The sequence below is a fragment of the Streptomyces sp. NPDC055287 genome (assembly GCF_053646035.1).
This window is the reverse complement of sequence record NZ_JBSHNE010000053.1, coordinates 1-18,868: the sequence shown is the minus strand read 5'-3', so window position 1 is coordinate 18,868 and position 18,868 is coordinate 1. Positions and strand designations below refer to the sequence as shown.

General features: G+C 68.4%; 17 protein-coding genes and 3 pseudogenes. 12 read left to right on the top strand and 8 right to left on the bottom strand.

The genetic code is table 11. The annotated features are described in order from the left end of the window. Positions 1-25: 25 nt before the first annotated feature. A pseudogene (locus tag ACWIHY_RS36450) lies at positions 26-127 on the bottom strand (ATP-binding protein); the annotation flags it as partial. A gap of 520 nt (positions 128-647) precedes the next feature. On the opposite strand from ACWIHY_RS36450, the gene ACWIHY_RS36445 reads away from it, so the two are divergent. From ACWIHY_RS36445 to ACWIHY_RS36415, 7 genes and pseudogenes are all read left to right on the top strand, one after another. Then, positions 648-1,499 (top strand): aldo/keto reductase, encoded by an 852-nt coding sequence (locus ACWIHY_RS36445; RefSeq protein ID WP_454380768.1) that lies wholly within the window; start codon positions 648-650, stop codon positions 1,497-1,499. Between the two features lie 259 nt (positions 1,500-1,758). Beyond that, on the top strand, positions 1,759-2,328 hold the full coding sequence (locus ACWIHY_RS36440; RefSeq protein ID WP_454380766.1) for a hypothetical protein: 570 nt from the start codon (positions 1,759-1,761) through the stop codon (positions 2,326-2,328). A 272-nt stretch (positions 2,329-2,600) separates the two neighbouring features. Continuing rightward, positions 2,601-4,387 (top strand): annotated as a pseudogene (locus ACWIHY_RS36435) (FAD-dependent monooxygenase). 176 nt (positions 4,388-4,563) lie between these two features. Then, positions 4,564-5,370: a MerR family transcriptional regulator gene (locus ACWIHY_RS36430; RefSeq protein WP_454380765.1), complete on the top strand. Its 807-nt coding sequence runs from the start codon at positions 4,564-4,566 to the stop codon at positions 5,368-5,370. Then, the gene (locus ACWIHY_RS36425) at positions 5,367-6,350 is read left to right on the top strand and encodes a BtrH N-terminal domain-containing protein (protein WP_454380763.1); all 984 of its coding nucleotides are present in this window, start codon (positions 5,367-5,369) and stop codon (positions 6,348-6,350) included. The genes ACWIHY_RS36430 and ACWIHY_RS36425 overlap by 4 nt, the downstream gene beginning before the upstream one ends. 486 nt (positions 6,351-6,836) lie before the next feature. Next, positions 6,837-7,310, top strand: coding sequence for an N-acetyltransferase family protein (locus tag ACWIHY_RS36420; RefSeq protein WP_454380761.1), 474 nt, complete (start codon positions 6,837-6,839; stop codon positions 7,308-7,310). A gap of 138 nt (positions 7,311-7,448) precedes the next feature. Beyond that, positions 7,449-7,787 (top strand): 3-methyl-2-oxobutanoate hydroxymethyltransferase, encoded by a 339-nt coding sequence (locus ACWIHY_RS36415; RefSeq protein ID WP_454380759.1) that lies wholly within the window; start codon positions 7,449-7,451, stop codon positions 7,785-7,787. On the opposite strand, the gene ACWIHY_RS36410 is transcribed toward ACWIHY_RS36415, so the two are convergent. Next, the gene (locus ACWIHY_RS36410) at positions 7,714-8,271 is read right to left on the bottom strand and encodes a TetR/AcrR family transcriptional regulator (protein ID WP_454380757.1); all 558 of its coding nucleotides are present in this window, start codon (positions 8,269-8,271) and stop codon (positions 7,714-7,716) included. The genes ACWIHY_RS36415 and ACWIHY_RS36410 overlap by 74 nt on opposite strands. A gap of 94 nt (positions 8,272-8,365) precedes the next feature. Between ACWIHY_RS36410 and ACWIHY_RS36405 the strand changes: the two genes are divergently transcribed. Further along, positions 8,366-8,971 (top strand): DUF2867 domain-containing protein, encoded by a 606-nt coding sequence (locus ACWIHY_RS36405; RefSeq protein WP_454380755.1) that lies wholly within the window; start codon positions 8,366-8,368, stop codon positions 8,969-8,971. A gap of 466 nt (positions 8,972-9,437) precedes the next feature. Here the strand turns inward: ACWIHY_RS36405 and ACWIHY_RS36400 are convergent, their stop codons facing one another. The 4 genes and pseudogenes from ACWIHY_RS36400 to ACWIHY_RS36385 form a co-directional block, all read right to left on the bottom strand. Further along, positions 9,438-9,950 (bottom strand): hypothetical protein, encoded by a 513-nt coding sequence (locus ACWIHY_RS36400; RefSeq protein WP_454380753.1) that lies wholly within the window; start codon positions 9,948-9,950, stop codon positions 9,438-9,440. 301 nt (positions 9,951-10,251) lie between these two features. After that, positions 10,252-10,516, bottom strand: a pseudogene (locus ACWIHY_RS36395) (VOC family protein). A 96-nt stretch (positions 10,517-10,612) separates the two neighbouring features. Then, positions 10,613-11,548, bottom strand: a complete 936-nt coding sequence (locus ACWIHY_RS36390) for a hypothetical protein (protein ID WP_454380751.1) — start codon at positions 11,546-11,548, stop codon at positions 10,613-10,615. Between the two features lie 92 nt (positions 11,549-11,640). Continuing rightward, a complete protein-coding gene (locus ACWIHY_RS36385; protein WP_454380749.1) occupies positions 11,641-13,434 on the bottom strand; it encodes a hypothetical protein in 1,794 nt (597 codons plus the stop codon). Between the two features lie 327 nt (positions 13,435-13,761). Between ACWIHY_RS36385 and ACWIHY_RS36380 the strand changes: the two genes are divergently transcribed. Both ACWIHY_RS36380 and ACWIHY_RS36375 read left to right on the top strand, forming a co-directional pair. Next, the gene (locus ACWIHY_RS36380; protein ID WP_454380747.1) at positions 13,762-14,943 is read left to right on the top strand and encodes a serine hydrolase domain-containing protein; all 1,182 of its coding nucleotides are present in this window, start codon (positions 13,762-13,764) and stop codon (positions 14,941-14,943) included. A gap of 509 nt (positions 14,944-15,452) precedes the next feature. Further along, entirely contained in the window at positions 15,453-16,001 is a 549-nt protein-coding gene (locus tag ACWIHY_RS36375; RefSeq protein WP_454380745.1) for a GNAT family N-acetyltransferase, read from the top strand. Positions 16,002-16,015: 14 nt separating this feature from the next. Here the strand turns inward: ACWIHY_RS36375 and ACWIHY_RS36370 are convergent, their stop codons facing one another. After that, complete coding sequence (locus ACWIHY_RS36370) at positions 16,016-16,246, bottom strand: hypothetical protein (RefSeq protein ID WP_454380743.1); 231 nt, start codon at positions 16,244-16,246, stop codon at positions 16,016-16,018. Between the two features lie 564 nt (positions 16,247-16,810). Here ACWIHY_RS36370 and ACWIHY_RS36365 point away from each other — a divergent pair. Next, positions 16,811-17,017, top strand: coding sequence for a peptidoglycan-binding domain-containing protein (locus ACWIHY_RS36365; RefSeq protein WP_454380741.1), 207 nt, complete (start codon positions 16,811-16,813; stop codon positions 17,015-17,017). Between the two features lie 45 nt (positions 17,018-17,062). Here the strand turns inward: ACWIHY_RS36365 and ACWIHY_RS36360 are convergent, their stop codons facing one another. Next, complete coding sequence (locus ACWIHY_RS36360; protein ID WP_454380739.1) at positions 17,063-17,407, bottom strand: LysM peptidoglycan-binding domain-containing protein; 345 nt, start codon at positions 17,405-17,407, stop codon at positions 17,063-17,065. Positions 17,408-17,987: 580 nt separating this feature from the next. On the opposite strand from ACWIHY_RS36360, the gene ACWIHY_RS36355 reads away from it, so the two are divergent. Beyond that, positions 17,988-18,485, top strand: a complete 498-nt coding sequence (locus ACWIHY_RS36355) for a TerD family protein (RefSeq protein WP_454380737.1) — start codon at positions 17,988-17,990, stop codon at positions 18,483-18,485. Positions 18,486-18,868 lie beyond the last annotated feature (383 nt).

Sequence of the window (18,868 nt, the reverse complement as noted above, 5' to 3'; positions counted from 1 at the left end):
CTTGTGGCGGTGAGGCAGCCGTCGATCAGGCGGGGCCGGAGCTGGATCCTGCGTTGAGTCGGTTCTTGAGCCGGTAGCTGTGGCCGTTGATGGCGATCACTTCGCAGTGGTGGAGGAGGCGGTCGATGTGCTTGCGCGGGACCCGGAGGTGTCCTTCGCGTTCGTAGTACTGCTGGGCGGCGGTGAGGTGCATGGCCCACTTTTCCGCTTGGCTGGTGCGTGGCTGGGGTTTCTCGTCCTCGGTGGCGGGTTGGATGCCGAGGGCGTGTTCGCACATCCATTGCTGCACGGTGGTGAGTTTGTCCCAGCCCAGCCGCTGCGCGCGCACCCATCGCCCGAGGTCTTCGCCCTGGTGTACGACAATGCCGGGCTCGGTCGGCAGTTCGCCGCCGGCCTCTTCCAGGTGGAGGCGGGCGAGAGAGCGAGATGTCCCCGTGCGGGCCACCTTCATGTACGAAGCCGGCTCCATGCGCGTCCAGAACGCGCACGATCCCCCGGCTGACCGCCGAACAGCTCGACAGGCTGACCAGCCTTCCTCCGGAGTCCGGAGCCACCCCTACGGAAGCAGGCCTGCGGATGCTCGAACGCCGACCAGCCGGTTCCTCCGACCAGTGCTCACCACTTCATCCCGCGCAGAAGGAAATCCCGTGCAGAATGTGACCCTGAACAACGGCGTCGAGATGCCGGTCCTTGGATTCGGCGTGTACCAGATCCCACCGGAGCGGACCGAGCGAGCCGTCACCGAAGCCCTTGCCGCCGGCTACCGGTTGTTCGACACCGCCGCCGCCTACGGAAACGAGCAGGCCGTCGGCCGCGCGCTCAAGAACAGCGGCGTCCCGCGCGAGGAACTGTTCGTCACCACCAAACTGTGGATCCAGGACGCGCCTGCGCAGGCGAACGCCGTCCGCGCCTTTGAGAAGTCGTTGAACAAGCTCGGCCTGGACTACGTCGACCTGTACCTGATGCACCAGCCCTACGGCGACGTGTACGGCCAGTGGCGAGCCATGGAGGACCTCTACCGCGAGGCCCGTACCAAAGCGATCGGCGTCGCCAACTTCTACCCCGACCGGCTCGTCGACCTCAGCACCAACAACGACGTCACGCCCGCGGTCAATCAAATCGAGACCCACCCGTTCTTTCAGCGCACCGCCGACCAGGAGGTCATGCGCGAGCACGGGGTCCAGATCCAGTCGTGGGGCGGGTTCGCCGAAGGTCGTAACAACCTGTTCACTCACCCGCTCCTGAGCGGAATCGCCGAAAGCCACGGAAGGTCAGTGGCCCAGGTTGTGCTCCGCTGGCTGATCCAGCGCGGCATCGTCACCATCCCCAAGTCCGTCCGGGCCGACCGCATGGCGGAGAACATCGACGTTTTCGACTTCGAGCTCACCGACGACCAGATGGCGTCCATCGCCACCCTGGACACCGGGACCTCTCAGTTCTTCGACCACCGGGACCCGGCTGTCACCGGCGAGTTCGGCAAGCGGCGCCTGAACGACTGAGCCGGCCGGTCAGGTCGGGCGCGTCGGCACACGCACCAGTGCGAAGACGCGGATGTCCCCGGTGCGCGCCACCATCCGCGTCGGCAGCCCGACCCTCAGCGCCACTCATCCGTACGGGCTACATCGTGACCCACCAGCAGGACACGACTGCCGCACCGCGGCGAGGGCAGGACTGTTGCCCGCGATGCCCTGGTCATTGCGGCAATTCGCCGCCACAAGCGTGGGGAACCGCGGCACTCTTCGTGCCGTCGTACAGGGCATGGAAAGCATCACCTCACAGACCCCGTTGACCCCACCAGCCCAGCCTGGCACCCCCGACGAGTGGTCTGCCCTGGTGGCCGACTGGGACTCTCTCCGGCACGGGTACTACCTCGGCGACAAGGACGAGGCGGTCTTCCGGTGCGTCCGCCACCTCCGCGCCGACGTGACAGGCCCTCAAGCCCTCTTGTGGACCCTCGGCCTGGTCGCCCTGTCCCCGTACGTCGGTTGGGGCGGCCCGGGACCCGATGTCGAGGCATCGGTGATGGACGTGCTCACAGCGGTTACACGCGCGCACGGAGGACACGTATGCGAGCACGAACAGCATCCCTTCGAGCCGTTCGAGGACGACATGGATCTGCATCTGGACCGACTTCCCGGCGCGCTGGAGGTCCTGAGCAACCCCGCGACGGTGAGGTTCGGAAACCTTGCCCTCGAGGACGATGACGATGACGACGACCTCCGGAACGAGGAGAGCGTCCTGACCGCCCCGCACCTGCTGGAGCGGTGGCGCTGCCCGCGCAACGCCGCCGGATTCGCCCGAGTAGCCCTCGAATACATCGGCGGCTGAGGCGCGGAGTGCGGTGAGCAGGCGGTGAGGCTCGGCGCCATTTCGCCTGGCCGGAGTCGAGCCGGAGGCGTCGGGCTCCGGCCGGCAGGCCTCACGTCCGCGCGGGGACAGCCAGCAGCGAGCCGTGGCGGAAAGAGGAGCGGCCCGGCCGGGGCGGGTCACAGTGCCGACTGTTTCAGGCCGTGCAACGGCATCCACGCATCGGGAAAGGGGCGTACGGCCTCACCGTCCGGGGCGCGCCCGGCTCGCCGCCATCGCCCCGCCGGGCGACCATGAAGTACGAGAGACGAGACCGGTCCGGAGGCAGGCACCGGGAGGCACCCGTGGCACATCCCCACACAACCGACGTACTGATCACAGGCGCCGGCCCGGTCGGGCTGAGTGCGGCCGCCGAACTCCGCCGGCACGGAGTGCGCTGCCGTCTCGTGGACCGGCTGCCGGCCCGTCTCCCGTACGCCAAGGCGGTCGGCATCCAGCCGCGTACCCTGGAGATCTGGGACCGGATGGGCCTGGCCCGTACTGCCCTGGAGGCTGCCGTTCCGCTGCGCGGCCAGCTGATTTACGTCAACGGCAGGCAGCAGGCGCGGATCGACCTCGTGCTGCCGCCCGACGTGCCCTACGGGTTCGCCGCGCTGCCGCAGTACGAGACCGAGCGCCTCTTGGAGGACTACGTCGCCGGGCTGGGTACGGTCATCGAACGCGGCACCGAGCTCCTGTCGTTCACCCAGGACGCCGACGGGGTGACTGCCCGGCTGCGTACGCCTCCGGCGCCGCCGAGGAGGTCCGTGTCCGCTATTTGGTCGGCTGCGACGGTGCGCACAGCACCGTCCGCAAGGGGCTGGGCCTCACCTTCGAGGGCGGGGCCTTCCCCGAGGAGTACATGCTGGCCGACGTCGAGGCCGACTGGGACCTGCCGCACGGATACGGCGTACGCTCCAGCCACCGCGCCGCCGACGGCTCCACCGACGACGTGCTGGTCTGCATCCCGCTGCCCGGCGCGGGCCGCTACCGCATGTCGACGCTGGTCCCGCCCGAACTCTCCACCCGGGCGACGGACGGGTCACCGGCACGGGGCAACGGCGTGGCGCACGGACTGGAGGGCGGCCGCGGGCCCGAGCTGTCCCACGTCCAAGCCGTCGTCGACCGCCTCGCCCCCAGGCCGGCCACACTCTCCCGAATGCGCTGGTCCTCCGTGTTCCGCATCAGCCACCGGATCGTCGACCGCTACGGCGACGGCCGGGTGTTCGTCGCGGGCGACGCCGCCCACATCCACCCGCCCACCGGCGCCCAGGGCATGAACACCGGCATTCAGGACGCGTGCAACCTGGCCTGGAAAATCGCCCTCGTCGTCCGCGAGGAAGCCCGGCCCGCCCTGCTCACCAGCTACGACGCGGAACGCCGCCCGGTCGGCGAAGAGGTCGTCGGCCGGACCGTCCGGCACGCCACCCAGGGCATCGAGACCGACCCCGACGATCCGCGGACCGTGATGCTCCGCGAGGCCCAACTGCTCGTCGGCTACCGGGGCGGCCCCCTCGCCCACAGCCCCTACGGGCCGGCCGACGCGCCCCAGCCCGGCGACCGCGCCCCGGACTGCACCGGCCTGACCGCCTCCGTCGCCACCTACCCACTGCGCCTGCTCGACATCCTGCGCGGCCGCGCGGGGCACATGCTGCTTCTGTACGCGGCCGACACCGCCGACCTGGCCAAGGCCGCCGAATCCGGGGCGGCCGGGATACGGCTCAGGGCCGACGGCGGCCCGGGCACCCCGACAGCCCGGGCGCCGGGACCGGCCTGCAGACCGTCGCCGTGCTCGCCCGCGAAGCCGCGCGGACGGTACCCGACGCCCTGCCCGTCCCGGGATACCGCGACGCCTCAGGGGAGTTCGCCCGGCTCTACCGCCCCGACGGCGCTTCGTCGTCCGCCCGGACGGGCAGCTCGGCGCCCGCTTCCCCCTCGCGGGCACCGCGGCGGCCCTCGCCGACTACGTCGCGGCCCTGTCCACGCCGGCGTGATACCCGCGTCGTCCTCTTCGCAGCGATGTTCTGTGAGCTCAGCCTGAACCAGCGGTCGGCTCCGGCGTGGGTGATGGCGAACGCGGCGCCCGGCACTGCATGAGCCACGCCAGCTGCCGTCGACGACCTGGCGCCCGGCGTAGCGCTCCCGCAGGCCGCAGCGAGGCCGGTCCGGACCAACGGTGGTGGACTCTCCCACGGGGGGAGGGTCCACCATGATGACGTGCGCAATGAACTCCTCACCATTGGCCGCTTCGCCCGCCTGTGCCGGCTGAGCGTCAAGCAACTGAGGCACTACGACGAAACAGGACTGTTGGCTCCAGCCCATGTGGACGTCGGCACGGGCTACCGTTACTACGCCCCTGAGCAGGCACGCGATGCCCTGACCATCGCCCTGCTGCGCGATATGGACCTGCCACTGGCAGTGATCGCCGAGGCCCTGGCCGCCGAGGCCCCGTCCAGGGCGCGCATCCTGCGTGCCGAGCGTGATCGGCTGGCTCAGCGGATCAGCCGGGACCAGACACGACTCGGAATGCTGGAACGGATGGCGGAGGGTGGCCTGCCCGGCTACGAGGTGAGCACGGGCAGGGAACCGGAGCGGTGGCTGGCCGTGGTGCGGGCGGTCTGCGCCCCTGCCGAACTGGGGGAGAAGGTCGGCGAGTGCGTAGGCCGGCTGCTGGTAGCGCTCAGCGGGGCAGGGGCCGTGTGGGAGCCGCCGCTGTGGGGGCTGTACCCACTCGACGTGGGAGATCGGATGCAGATCGCCATCGGGGCAAGTACGCCGCGGGAGACAGCCATGTCCGGCCTGGAGATCGAGGTGCTGCCCGGCGGACTGGTGGCAGAGACCGTGCACATCGGACCCTATGCCCAGCTGCCTTTGGCCTACAACGCGTTGTTCTCCGCCATCCACGAGCGTGGACTGCGACCGCACGCACCCGTGCGTGAGGTCTATCTCGTCGGGCCGGGCGAGGCACCGCCGGAGGAACTGACCACCCGCTTGATCGTCCCCGTCGAGGAGGGCGCGGCATGACCATGGTGAAGGACACTGTCGCTCGCGGCATGCGCCACTGCGAGACGACAGCGCTGGGGGTGCTGCTGCGGCATGAAGGAATGGACTTGTCGGAACCCATGCTGTTCGGGCTGGGCTCGGGTCTGTCCTTCATCTATTGGGACAGCAAGGGGATGGGCTTTCCCTTTCTCGGAGGCCGGGTGAAGCCGTTCGACCTCACCAGGAATCTGACCGCCGGACTCGGACTGGAGCTGCTGGTCAAGGAGACGGTCTCCCCGCGCAAGGCATGGGAGAACGTGGCGGCCCCCATCGATGCGGGCCGGCCGGTCGGCATTCAGCTCGACAGCTACCACCTGGACTACTTCGGGGCCAAGGTGCACTTCGGCGGCCATGTCGTGGCCATGTACGGCTACGACGAACAGGAGGCCTATCTGGTGGACACCGACCAGCAGGGCGGAGCGGTGTCCACCAGCCTCACCAGCCTGGCCACGGCCAGGTCCGAGCGCGGCCCGATGACCGCCAAGAACCGGTCCTTCACCATCACTGGACCGGGTGAACTGCCCTCGCCCCAGGACCAGATAATTCCCGCGATCAAGGCCTGCGCCGACGCCTTCCTCAATCCGCCGATCGCCAACCTGGGTTACCGAGGCATCGAGAAGACCGCCGAACAGGTGCAGGGGTGGCTGCGACGCACGGACAGTCCGCGAGAGGACCTTCCGCAGGCTGCCCTCCTCATGGAGAAGGCCGGCACTGGCGGCGCCCTGTTCCGCAATCTCTACCGGGACTTCCTCGGGGAGTGCGCCCAGCTGATTGACAACAGCCGCCTGCGCACTGGCCAGGCGCTGTACGCCGAGGCCGCGACCCTGTGGACGGAAGTGGCCGCGCTGATCACAACAGCAGGCGAATCCGGCGACGCGAAGCACCTCACCCAGGCCGGCACTGTGCTCCACGCTCTTGCTGACGTAGAGCGGGATGCGATGCAAACGCTGAGTCGGCTGTAGGGAGCGTACGTCTCCTTCATCCCGGTCGGTCGGTGGAAGCAAGTTCGAGCTGGTGAAGGCAGGACATGAACCGAAACTTCCGGCAGAACGGCAAGCTGCCGCCGGCCCGGACGACGCCGAGGCCTGCGGGGACGCCTACAGTTTGAGCCCGTACCGAAGCAGATCCAGCCGCAAACCCGTGCCTACCTGAGCAGACGCGGGATCCGCTGCACCACCCCGGACAACGACGACCACGCCCGCAACCGCAAGAAGCTCGGTGCCCGCGCCGGACGTCTGGCGACGTTCGACCAGACCGCCTCCCGTGAGGGTCACGCGGTGGAGTGTGGCATCAACCCGCCTCAAGAGACACCGGGCCGTGGCCACCCGCTACGAGAAACTCGCCGTCTGCCATGAAGCCACCGTGCTCGTCGCGGCCGTCACCCCATGGCTATTTCCGGGTACGGAAAACAATTCGCCCCACTGCGGTGCGACCGGGAAACTCGCCCCATGACCACAGACTTCACCGTGCGGTCGGCCCGACCCGCCGATGCGGGCCGCCTGGCCGAACTGCGTTGGAGGTTCAAGCAAGAGGACCACGAAGGGCGGCCACCGGTTCCGGCGCGGCCCCTGAAAGAGGCAGAGCACTGGATCCGCGATCGGCTCAGCGCCGGCCACTGGTTGGTCTGGGTCGCGGAGACCGAAGGCGAAATCTGCGGTCACGTCTTCCTCTGTCTGGTGGAGCGGATGCCGGAGCCCTACGAGGACAACAACCCGTTCGGTTATGTCACGAACTTCTTTGTCATGCCGTCACAACGGAACAAGGGAGCTGGCTCGGCGCTCCTTGAGGCGCTGAAGCAGCATTCACGCAGCGCCGGCCTCGAGGGCTTGATCGTTTGGCCGTCGGAGCGCAGCACCCCGCTCTACCAGAGCTTCGGTTTCCAGCCTCCAGAGGAGCTGTTGGAACTTCCACTCGACACCTGATGAGATCCACTTTCGGGACAAAGCCGCCCCGCGTCTCTTGGTGAATCCGGGGACTCCGACGTCTATCCGCAGCCCGATGCCGTCGACCACCGCAACCGCCCCGGCTCCGAAGCGGGTCCGGATCGCCCACTGCGCGAGATGAAGGAGCGCGGGGAGAAGTGGGCGATGCTGACGGCGTACGACGTGTACATCGCGGCGACCTTCGACGAGGCCGGCATCCCGGTGCTGTTGACGGGGGACTCGGCGTCGAACAACGTCTTCGGCGACACGACGTCGTTGCCGGTGACGGTGGACGAACTGCTCCCGCTCGTACACACGGTGTCCGAGGCCGCCCGCCGGGCGCTGGTGATCGCGGATCTGCCGTGCGGCGGTCGGCGTCAGTGCCGGGGGCCGGTGGCAGTCGCTACCTCAGCAGCCATTTCCTGGTCAGCTCCAGTACCTCGGTTCGGCTGTGACTGCCGTGGTCGGCGGCGATGAAGTGGTTGCCGATCCGCAGTGAGAAGGTGATCATGCAGCGGACCTCGACGTCGTCCTCATCGTGGCAGAAGGAGGCGAACAGGGCGCGCATGTACTCCATCCGCCGATTGTCGACGCGTCGGAGGCGCTGCGCGACGGCCTCGTCGCGCCGAGCCCAGTCGCGGATCGCGAGTTCGGCGACCGTGCCCGTCATCGGCCTGTCGCCGGACCCGGCAATCGTGAACAGCCGCCCCAGTTTGGCCTTGGCGTCTCCACCGCCGCTCTCGACCCGCTCGATCACCGCTTCGGTGACCTCGCGCTCCCACGTGTCGAGTATCTCCGTGAGCAATGCGTCCCGGTTCCGGAAGTACCCGTAGAAGCCACCCTTGCTGACGCCGAGCGCCTGCGCCAGCGACTCGATCCGGACGGCGTCGGGTCCGCCGGTGGAGAGTGCCCGAAGCCCCTCCTCGATCCACTTGCCGCGAGGCGTGCGGGCTATGGCCATGATGTGTCTCCCGTCACGTCTTCCCTATCTATACGGAGCCGTATAGATGGACCTAGCCTTGTCTATACGGCATCGTATAGATAGGGGCCTGCACATGAGACTCCCCACCACCGCTCACACGTCCCGTCCCTGGCGGATCCACGAGATCGCCGGTGACTTCCACGTCGAGGACGTGTGGGTGCTACCGACACCAGGCGGCCCTGACGACCTCCCGCACCTGGTGCGCCAGATCGCGAACGGCGCGGGCGACGGGACAACCGTTTCGTCCCCCGTGTACCGCCTGCTCTTCGCCATCCGCTGGAAGCTCGGGGCGCTGCTCGGCTGGGACAAGTCCGGCGTCGGCATCGGCGCCCGGGTTCAGACGCTGCGCGACCGATTGCCGGCGGACCTCCGCGAGGGTCCCCGGGGGCCCGACCCCCGTTCTGTCCCGTTCACCTCCGTTTACCAACTGCACGACGAGTGGGCGGCCGAGGTGGCCAACCGGACCGTGCACGCGGTGATGCACATCGGCTGGGTCCCGGACGAGGCCGGTGGCGGCTACCGTGGCCAGATGGCCGTCCTGGTGAAGCCGAACGGGCTGTTCGGCGCCCTGTACATGGCGGGCATCAAGCCCTTCCGGTACGTGGGCGTATATCCGGCGCTGTTTCGAGCCATGGGGCGCACGTGGCAGGCGGGCGCCGGCAAGAGGAGCGAGGTATAGCGTCCGACGGAGGGCGCAGCTACCGCCTCAGAGAGCGCGCGTCGGCTGTCCTTCAGCTCGCGTAGTGCCCGCTACGGGGGAGCGGGCACTACGCATCATTTCCGCCGAGTTCCGGGATCGACTGCGGGGCGATGGGGCGGCGATGGCCGGTTGCGCTAGCGGTTGCGGTGTCGTGGGTTGGGTGGGCCGGGTGGGGGTGGCGGGAGTGATCTGCCGCTCGAGCTGCAGGGAGCAGGGAGCAGGTCAAGAGAGGCGAGTGAACGACCAGGGATCCACCAGGGGCGGGCCACTGGCGACAGGGGCCGCTCGGCGTGGATGGTCCGGAGTCCGGAGTCCGGGGGATCGCGGAACGGGAGGACGGATCTACACGGCGGTGACGGCCGCGCGTCTTCCGAGGCGCAGCCGGCCGGAGGCCCTGACGGGAGATCATCAGGGCCTCCGGCTCAATGTGCGCCGCACGCATGGATCACGGGCACTTCACCTGGGGGTTGTACGGCGCGAAGAGGCCACTGGGGTTGTGCTTCCACAGCCAGGCGTGCAGGGAGTAGTGCACGGGCAGGCCGGGGATGTCACTGAAGGGGCCGTCGAACTTCTGACCGAACAGCTTTGGGCGGTCTTTGGTGGTCTTCGGGTTCTGGTCGGAGTCCGGGACGATGTACTCCACCGCCACCAGTTGGCGCTTGCCGGTCTTGTCCGACGCGTAGATCACGGCTGCGGGGCGCCCGGGGTGCAGGGAACCGATGTTGGCCGGGTCGACGTAGTGGTAGCCCATGCCACCCTGAGTGGGGTGGCTGACGCACTCGTTCGTGCTCTTGAAGCCGGCGGCGGCCGCGAGCTTGGGTGCGTGGAATGCACCGCTGGCCGCCGCCGCTGTGTCGAGCTGGTGGTGGGCGTCGTCGCCGTTGCCCGGGGCGGCGGCGATAGTCAACGAGGCCAGAGCGGCGAGGGCAATGCCGACAGCGACCGGTCGTGCGCGCATACGGGTGCTCCTGTTCGAGGCTGGGATTTCACCCTGAGCCTGTACGCGGGCACGTGGCGGCGCACACGTAGCGCATCCGTTTGGGCACATGTCATACCAAGAGGCTCATATCAAGAGCGGCGTCGGCATCGCCGGCCTCGCATTGGCAGCAAGCCGTGACGCAGAACACCGGATCCTGCCGGCCGGACGTCATGATGCGGAAGTCAACCGCCTCGTGGCCAAGACCGACATCGTTCTCCTCATCGTCACGCCGACCGCTTCGGCCGCCCAAGGACCCGATGGGGCGTGCGCAATCAGGCAGTCAGCCTCTGGTCAGACAGACGGGATGCCCGGCCGGGTCAGTGAAGACCCGCCATCTGTCGCCGCCCGGTTGGTACTCCGGCTTGACCGCGCCCGATGTCAGCAGCAAGGTCTCAGCCTCGTCGAGATCGTCGACCGCAGAGTCGAGGTGGACTTGCTGTGGCACGGTCTGGCCGGGCCAGCGCGGAGCCTTGTAGTCGTCGACCCGCTGGATCGGACAGGGCCAGCGGATCAGGGCAGTCGAGTGTTATCGCTGTTAGCTTCATCTGAGCGGGCACGGAGCCTCCGTAACGGCCGTCCATGTTGGCTCGTGTGATGTCACACCGTAGGGATCAGGACCGAGTTCCGCGATCAATACCGCGTCAACGCCGCACCGGATCCCGAACGCCAGAGGGTGAGGCCCTCGGCACGTAGAACGTCGACAGCAACGTGTCCATGACCTCTCGCTGACGGGGCCAGTCCACGCTCGGACCTGCTGCCTGGACTTCGTACGTCGTGCCGTTGGGCGCGGTGAAGACGCGGTAGAGGCCGCGCCGCCGACTCCCTCCCGAGGTGTCGTACTCGAAGTCGACCTCGGCCGCCGCCTCGGTCCCTTCGCCGACCGGTGCGATCGAGTTCTCGACGTATCCGGGCCACACCGACGCCACCCCCTGCGAGAAGGCCCGCACCGTTTCGAGATTGCTCATCAGTCCGGTCGTGCGGCCGACTTCCACGTACGAGGCGAAATCCCGCGCTTCGTGGACCTGGGTGCCGCCCCTGAGCCGTGGCGACCAGTCCGCGGGTACGGCCATGACGGACCCGTCGGGACCGTCGGCGACGCGGTAGCCGCTGGGCGAGGTCGGGAGCTCGGTGGGGAAGGCGGTCGGGGAGGTGTCGCCAGATCCGCCAGATGTGTCGTCACCGCCCGACACGAGCCACAGCCCGGCGGCGACGAGGAGCGTCACCAGGCCGATCACCGCCACCAGGCGGGCGAACGGGGGCGGAGTCGGCAGCCCCGCGCGTGAACCGACGGAAGGCCGCGTCGGGAGTGGTTGGCGGGGTACCGGCGGCGGGGTCAGCGGCCGCCGTGAACCGGAGTGGCCGGCGCCCGCGCCGGGCTCGTCGCCGTTCGCGCCGGGCGACAGCGACGGCGACGGAGATGATGGCGGCGACGGTGACGGGACGCGCGCCACGGTCTCGGCGGTGGTTTGTGGCGGTGGACCGGAAGCGTCCGACGTGGCGGATGCCGTGGCAGAGTCCCGGTCGTGGAACTCCCAGCGCTGGCTGCCCGCGTTCCACCGGGCTGCGGGCGGAGCCACGTCAGCCTCCCCGTACGGCGTTGCCCCCGGCGGCGAACGCGCTGCCGGCCATGGCCGGAGGGCGGGCGACACGCTCGGTGGACCGCTCCGGTTCAGGTCTTCGCACGCGTGGGCTCCCTCTCCCCGTCAGCCGCGCCGGCTGACGCACTGACGGTGTTGCGGTCACCGATCCCGACCGCGCTGTTGTGCACCGACTGGATGTAGACCGCGCCCTGCCCGAGGTTCACGGCCTTCTGCTCGAACTCGGTGGTCTGCCAGCCGGCTTCGTACAGCGCGAGCTGCACGCCGCGCGCCACCCGGTCCTGAATGGTCTTGAGGTAACGGTCGACGTCCATCGCCTGGAAGAGCGAGGCATCGGGGTCCGCGCCCAGCTCCCGCACGGCGGTCTCGGGCCCGGTCGGCCGTACCCGGGCGGACACGGCGGTCAGCGCGTGCCAGCCGCTGACCAGGCCACGCCCGAGCGCCGCCACTGCCGCCGTCAATGCCTGTGGCGTGTCCGCCAAGGCCCGGAGCGACAGGGCGACGGCATTATCCCGGCCGAAGCACTGGGCGGTGTCGTCCGCCTCCTGGAACGTTCTCTGTACCGGCCGCAGCACATGCGGCGCGACCTCGAGCATCAGCATGCCGCCCTGCGTGTGCACGCGTACGAAGACGGTGATGACGATGTCCTCGTCCCAGCCGCCGACCCGGATCCGCAGGAAGTGCCGGCGCTTCTCGCCGCCCTCCTCGATGGCGCCCGCCCGGTGCTCCTCGAAGTCATCGGCGCCGACCGGCACGTCCTCCCGCCGACGCAGTCCGCTGACGGGCAGGAACACGCACTCGTCGACGACGAGTTCGCGCAGGCGGTCCAGGACCGCGGCCGCAACCCGCGGGGAACCGTGCGGAGACGGCACGCGCAAGGCCTCCACCAGCGGGATGACACGGCGCAGAATCTCCTCGTTGCCGACGGCTTGGGGCTCTTCGGGCCCGAGGTCGGTGCGGGGCCTGAGCTCAACCGAGAGGTGCCAGGGCCGGAAGGGCATACCCGCGCCGCAGAACGGTTTCGCCGTCGCGTACATCACCAGCGGCCAGTGCTGCTCACCGCGGATGAGCTCCTGCACGAGACGCAGGCGCGGGCCGGGGGAGCGTTCGGCCGGATCCCGCGCGAGGTCCGCGTAGTGCTCCCGGGCCAGCGGCCCGGACATGGTCCTGGCCGTCCGTTCGTTCCGCAGGCCGACGAGCACCGCGAGCAGCAGGAGCAGACCGAGGGTCACGTAGGGCGACTGGAGCCAGGTGTCGTCGTCCGGATCGAAGTAGAGCTTGTACTGCCATTCCAGCGGCAGCAGCCGGAACTGGAGATCGAGTGTACGGACGCCCCAGTGGACGGACTCGACGAACCAGCTGTCGAGCAGGCCTTCCTTCGCCCGGATCAGCGGCGCCATGGCCGTCGTCAGCAGGAGAAAACCCAGAAGCAGCCGGGCGTACAGCTGGAGCAGCCGGGCCGGCACGCGCATCACCGGAGAATTACGTGTGGCCCTGACGGCCCATGCCGCCCCACTGAGCAGCAGACAGGGCAGCAGAAACCGGGTGGGAAACCAGCCGTCGGTGGCGAAGGCGGCTCCCACCCACACCCCCACCACGGCGGCCGACCAGCTCAGTTCGTCGCGCCGGGCACGCAGAGCGTGGGCGAGGACCCGGGCCGCGTCGATGCCGTAACTCGGCGCCACGACGCGCTCGTCGTGTACGTACAGCTCGTCGATGACCCGGTCCCGGAAGCGGGGGTCGAGATACGCCCCCGCGCACAGCAGCCGTCCCGCCTCGCTGACGGCGGGGTCGACGGGCGCCTTGCCGAGCAGGTGCGGATCCGGGGGACGGGCCGACTGGGGAGGAACCGCCGTCTGGCTCATCCGGGTGATGGTAGGGGCGTGTGAGGCGGTGGTACAGCCATAAACGCGCCAGAGCGGCGGAAGTGGCAGGTTGCCCGCACGCAGTGCGGCCCCTCGAACAAGCCGGTGCTCGTCGGAGGAGTCAGGCTGGACGCCACCCGGGTCGTCACGTTCGGCGACAGTGCCGTCCAGCAGGCCCCGGCGGTGCCGGCTTGGTCGAGAACCGTCACACCGCGCCCGGGAGGTCGACGCCAGACTGGTTACGGCCCGCGCTGGGGGATAGCCCCCCTTCCGATCCTGAGGTTCGCCGGATCGCGGCCTGTTGAGGGGCGAAACTAGCGTTCAGGCATGACTTCGACTCTGCGAAAGCACTTGGCCGTGGCACTCGGTGTCGCTACGCTGCTCGCCGCCGAGGTGGCCACCGCCGTCGCCCAGCCCGCCGGTCCCTCCCCTGTGCAGCAGTTACGCCAGGACACCGAGGCGATCCACGCCCTTGGTGTCAGCGGTGTGCAGGCCCGCGTGATCGCGCCTGACGGTCGGCAGTCGGTCGCCACCAGTGGGACCGCCGACCTGAACACCGGCCGCCCGGTCCGTTCCGACGGCTACTTCCGCATGGCCAGCACGTCCAAGACGCTGGTCGCCACCGTGGTCCTCCAACTGGAGGCCGAGGGCGGGCTGTCCCTGGACGACACGGTCGACCACTGGCTGCCAGGAGCGGTGCAGGGGAACGGCAACGACGGCCGCCGGATCACCATCCGCCAACTGCTCCAGCACACCAGCGGCATCCACGACGACCTGCCCGGATACACCACGTCGGAGGAGTACTACCAGCAGCGCCACGACGTCTACGAGCCCGAGCAGCTGGTTGCCCGTGCCATGGACCACGCGCCGGACTTCCCGCCCGGCAAGGGGTGGGCGTACTCCAACACCGGCTACGTCCTGCTCGACATGATCATCCAGAAAGCCACCGGTCAACCCAGCCACCAGGAGATCAAAGACCGCATCCTGCGCCCGCTCGGCCTCGACCAGACCCGGTGGATGGGCACCTCGCCCACCCTGCCCAAGCCGCACGCCCAGGCCTACCAGCTCTTCGGCCCCGATTCCGTGGTGGACGTAACCGACCAGATACCGGTGGACTACGAGAACCTTTCGTGGGTCACGACCACACAGGACGAGAACGACTTCTTCCGCGCGCTGCTCGCGGGCCGCCTGCTACAGCCCCGGCAACTGGCCGAGATGAAGCAGACCGTCCCCGTGAGCGCCGAGGTCCAACAGCTGTGGCCCGGCGGCCGATACGGGCTCGGCCTGGTCGAACGCCCCCTGAGCTGCGGAGGAACCTACTGGAGCCACGAGGGCGGGGACGGCGGCTACATCACTCTCAACGGTGTCACAGACGACGGCAGGCGAAGCGCCGTGGTCTCCATGTCCGAGGCTCGCGGCGACACCTTGGAGCACATACTGGAGCAGGAGAACGAGGCCAGCGCCCTGATCGACCACGCACTGTGCGCCGGGGGCCCCAGCACCCCGTGAGCGGAGGCGTCGTCGCGGTGGGCGGTGAGTTCGGCGGGGTGCGGCGCTCGATGGTGTCGCGGATCGGCGTTGCGCACCCCCTCGCCCTATCGCAGCTGATGCGAACTGGTGCCACCTTGCGCCGCATTGGCCGGGCGGGCCCTTCTAGGGACCGGTGTCCCCATTGGGAACGATCTGGCGGGTGCGGCTACCCCAGGATGACGACGACGCCGTTCTCCTCGCCCCCGTTCCTGCCGTACGGACCGGCGTCCCCGTGGGATACGCGCGCATGTCCATCAAGGGGTAGTTGCTCGACCGGCAGATCCACGCACTCACCGAAGCGGGATGCATCCGGAACTTCGCCCGACAAGAGATCCGGCGAGAACGCCGAACGCGAGGAACTGCAGATCGGTCACGACCCCGGCCCTGACCTGCCCAGTCACAGCCTTCTGCAACACGCTTTAGCAAGTGTCCGTAAGTGGATCACTCATGTGATCTTCTGTTCAGAAGAGGGGCCCTAATATTGGCCCATGTCCAATATGCCGTCACGGGTCGAACTGTGCCCGCTCACCCTCGCCGACCAGGATGAGTTCTGCTCGCTCGTGAGGGCCAGCACCGAGCTCCGTTTGCCGTGGATGCAGCTGCCCGCGACCGCGGAGGAGTTCCAGGGGTGGATGCGCCGCTTCGGCGACGGCACTAACCGGGGCTTTGTGATCCGCGTTCAGGAGACCGGTGCAGCTGCTGGCATGGTCAACATCAACTCGATCATCCGGGGCCGTTACCAGGGCGCGTCCCTCGGCTATGCGGCTTTCGTCCCGTCTGCGGGGCGGGGTTACATGGCCGAAGGGCTCACCGTCGCCCTGCAGCACGCCTTCAACGACCTGCGGCTCCACCGGCTGGAGGCGAACATTCAGCCGGCAAACAAGGCGTCTTTGGCCTTGGTCCAGCGCCTGGGCTTTCGCTACGAAGGTCTGTCGCCCGCCCATCTCTATATCGACGGGGCCTGGCGCGACCACGAACGTTGGTCCATCACCGCACCATCTCCCTGGACGCCCGATCCTTCCCTTCCCGAGGTCTAGGCATTTCTCTCTGGTCACAGCCGTTCGTTGATGGCGGCGATGGTGACGGTGGCTTTGTAGCGGACGGCGAGCTTGTCGCTCCTGGCCGCGACGGCGCGGTGGCGTGTCAGCCGGTTAGGGCCGCGACGCCTGCGCAGGTTGGCGCGGTTGGCGCGAGAACCGTAGGCCTTGTCGGCCCGGACCCTTTCGCGCTTGGTACGCGGTCGTCGCGGACCCAGCCGCAGCACGCTGATTGCCTCCAGCACCGATGGAACTGCGGGGAGTCATGCCGCTGCCCCAGAGGTGATCACCAGCGACGGACCTTCTGGCCCTGCTCGACGGCCAGATGGTGCTTGGTTGTCAGCCCGCCACGGGATCGGCCGAGTCCGTGGTCGACGGGCTCAACCTGGACGCCGCCCGGCGGTTCTCCCTGCAGATCCCTTTTTCACTTGCCCGTCCAGGCTGGTTCGCTGCTGGCCGCCTGCCCGCACCACTGCCTGTATCAGGTTCGGGTGTTCGGGCAGCTGTATCGCTGCCTGCAGGCGCGCACGCCCTTCGACGGACCGGTCACCTCCGAGTCTCACCACCCCCGTTGGACGAGGCAGCAGGGGCGTGACCTGTCAGGTGCTTGCCGAGATGGGCCGCACCGGTGACCATTCGCAGATGAGACCATCGAGGGTGTGACCTGATGGTGGATGCAGGCTCCTGTGCTGCTTCCTCCAGAGCCTCGAGCAGCGTGCTCAGGGCGGACTGTGCCAACGTGCCCTCCCGTACAGCCGCGTGGATCGGCCGTACCCGCTCCGCACTCTGCGTAGGACAAGGCCGCCACGGTGGTTGGCCACTCCGAGGCGGAGAATGAGTCCGACGCGGACGACTCCTTCGGTACGGTCACCGAAGCCGCGACCAAGAGATTCCAGAAGTCCGCCGCGATTACGGTCGATGGCATCGTCGGCGCGCAGACCTGGTCGTTCCTTACCTTCTGGGCCAACTCACCCGACTTTGTCTACTGCGAGTGCCTGTGCGCTACGACAGCGTGAGCAGGCGGCGGCGATTGCGCCGCGCCCACTGCCGAAGCATTCTCGTCAGGCCGCCATCGGTGCCGATTTGGCGACGATCAGTTGCTGCCCGATCTTGATGAGGTCCGGGTTGGGAATGTTGTTCCACTTGACGAGCTGTTCGACTGTCGTCCCGAACCTGGCGGCTATGGCTGTGAGTGTGTCACCGGACTGGACCGTGTAGCGGGTCTCCTGAGGCGAGTCCGCTCGGGCGACGATCAGTTGCTGCCCGATCTTGATGAGGTCCGGGTTGGGAATGTTGTTCCACTTGACGAGCTCCTCGACTGTCGTCCCGAACCTGGCGGCTATGGCCGTGAGCGTGTCACCGGACTTGACCGTGTAGTGCGTGATGTTTGTCGTGTTTGTCGTCATATTCCCAGCCTAGTCCATATAGGTCTACTTCGCTGGAGCGCGTCGTCAGGCACTGCACGGGCCCGCCGCTGAAGGCGTGCCGGTCGTCGACGGGCTCACCTTTCTTCGGCTGCTGAGCGAGGTTCATACTGGGACAACTCACGAGGCTGCCGTCGTGTCCTCTGTTCGCGAGCCACTGGTGACAAGAGCCCAGGCGCCGGAATCGTGCCACCCACGGCCACCCCTCCTTGGGGCGCGCCCGTCCCAGAAGAGCCTGTTCTCCTGGCGGCGCCCTCACCCGTATCCGTCCCTGCCCCGCGCCGGCCGGGAGACGCCGGGAGCGTATCGCCGGACGGCGCCTCGGAACAGCCGTTGGCGGGAAGACGGGTGTGGGTGCTCGGCGCCGAACAACCTGTCGGCCGGCGTCACCGACGTCGTACTCCTCGCCGGTGGCGAGAACGACCGCCGCACCCAACGCATCACCGCCCTTGAACTCCCCCAACACGACGAGCATTGGCTCACCACACCAAACACCGCAGCCCAAGACAGACCAACCGCCCGGCCGCACGCACTCCCCAGGGGCGGCGTCATCGATCTGCCCATGCCGCAGGGGCCTTCAGCGCCTGAGTGGTACATCACCGGGAGCGGGGCTCCGCAGGCCGACTGCGAGATCGATGTCGTCGCCTTCGTCCTCGACGAGGAAGAACAGGTCACCTTTGACGAGGACTTCATCTTCTACGGTGCTCCCGAGAGTCCAGTCGGCACCGTACGGCTTCTCACCGGTGGTCCGGCCGAGCAGACCATCGGCGTCGACCTCGCGTACCTGCCACCCGCGACCCGGAAGGTTGTCGTTGCCGCGGCCATCGACGGGCCCGCCACGTTTGGGAACGTCGGCGCGATCCAAATTGCCGCCGCCCTCGGCGGCAGCGGCGCACCGCTCACGAGGGCCGCCCTGGACGCCGCAACCACCGAACGCACCATGCTTCTCACCGAGTTTTATCGCAGAGGTCCCGTCTGGCGCCTGCGCGCCGTCGGCCAGGGTTACGACCACGGCCGCGAAACCCTGGCACGCGGATACGGGGTGGACATCGCTGACTGAGCCGCGGGCGATGAAAGTCTGTGCCTCCGCCGGATGACTCAGTGCCGTCGGCCCTCGTTCCGGGCTCTCGCTCGCCTGTGAACGCCCTGGCGGGGCGCCGCACCAGCGCCCTTGCCCTCGACTCCACCGCCGACAGGGCCCCTGCTCGTACGCCGGGCGCGGATGAGCGACAGGGAGATCTGTCCCTGCCTGCATGATGGCCGGACCGCGTTCGACCGACTGGTCCTGCTCGGGAACGACGCGGCCGATCCTGCGGCCCCCGCCGTGCGTAGGCCCGGCGACCAGCTAAGGGCTTGCAGGGAATCAAGGTGTTGCTTCCCGTCCTGAAGCTCGTTGGTGTGGTATGAGCATTCCGGACGAGACTTGTAACCAACTCGCTGTGA

Coding starts and splice junctions, on each gene's coding strand:
- ACWIHY_RS36425 (WP_454380763.1), top strand. CDS start 5,367: ATGACCATGGTGAAGGACACTGTCGCTCGCGGCATGCGCCACTGCGAG.
- ACWIHY_RS36360 (WP_454380739.1), bottom strand. CDS start 17,407: ATGACGACAAACACGACAAACATCACGCACTACACGGTCAAGTCCGGT.
- ACWIHY_RS36405 (WP_454380755.1), top strand. CDS start 8,366: ATGAGACTCCCCACCACCGCTCACACGTCCCGTCCCTGGCGGATCCAC.
- ACWIHY_RS36385 (WP_454380749.1), bottom strand. CDS start 13,434: ATGAGCCAGACGGCGGTTCCTCCCCAGTCGGCCCGTCCCCCGGATCCG.
- ACWIHY_RS36355 (WP_454380737.1), top strand. CDS start 17,988: ATGCCGCAGGGGCCTTCAGCGCCTGAGTGGTACATCACCGGGAGCGGG.
- ACWIHY_RS36415 (WP_454380759.1), top strand. CDS start 7,449: ATGAAGGAGCGCGGGGAGAAGTGGGCGATGCTGACGGCGTACGACGTG.
- ACWIHY_RS36410 (WP_454380757.1), bottom strand. CDS start 8,271: ATGGCCATAGCCCGCACGCCTCGCGGCAAGTGGATCGAGGAGGGGCTT.
- ACWIHY_RS36375 (WP_454380745.1), top strand. CDS start 15,453: ATGTCCAATATGCCGTCACGGGTCGAACTGTGCCCGCTCACCCTCGCC.
- ACWIHY_RS36420 (WP_454380761.1), top strand. CDS start 6,837: ATGACCACAGACTTCACCGTGCGGTCGGCCCGACCCGCCGATGCGGGC.
- ACWIHY_RS36400 (WP_454380753.1), bottom strand. CDS start 9,950: ATGCGCGCACGACCGGTCGCTGTCGGCATTGCCCTCGCCGCTCTGGCC.
- ACWIHY_RS36380 (WP_454380747.1), top strand. CDS start 13,762: ATGACTTCGACTCTGCGAAAGCACTTGGCCGTGGCACTCGGTGTCGCT.
- ACWIHY_RS36440 (WP_454380766.1), top strand. CDS start 1,759: ATGGAAAGCATCACCTCACAGACCCCGTTGACCCCACCAGCCCAGCCT.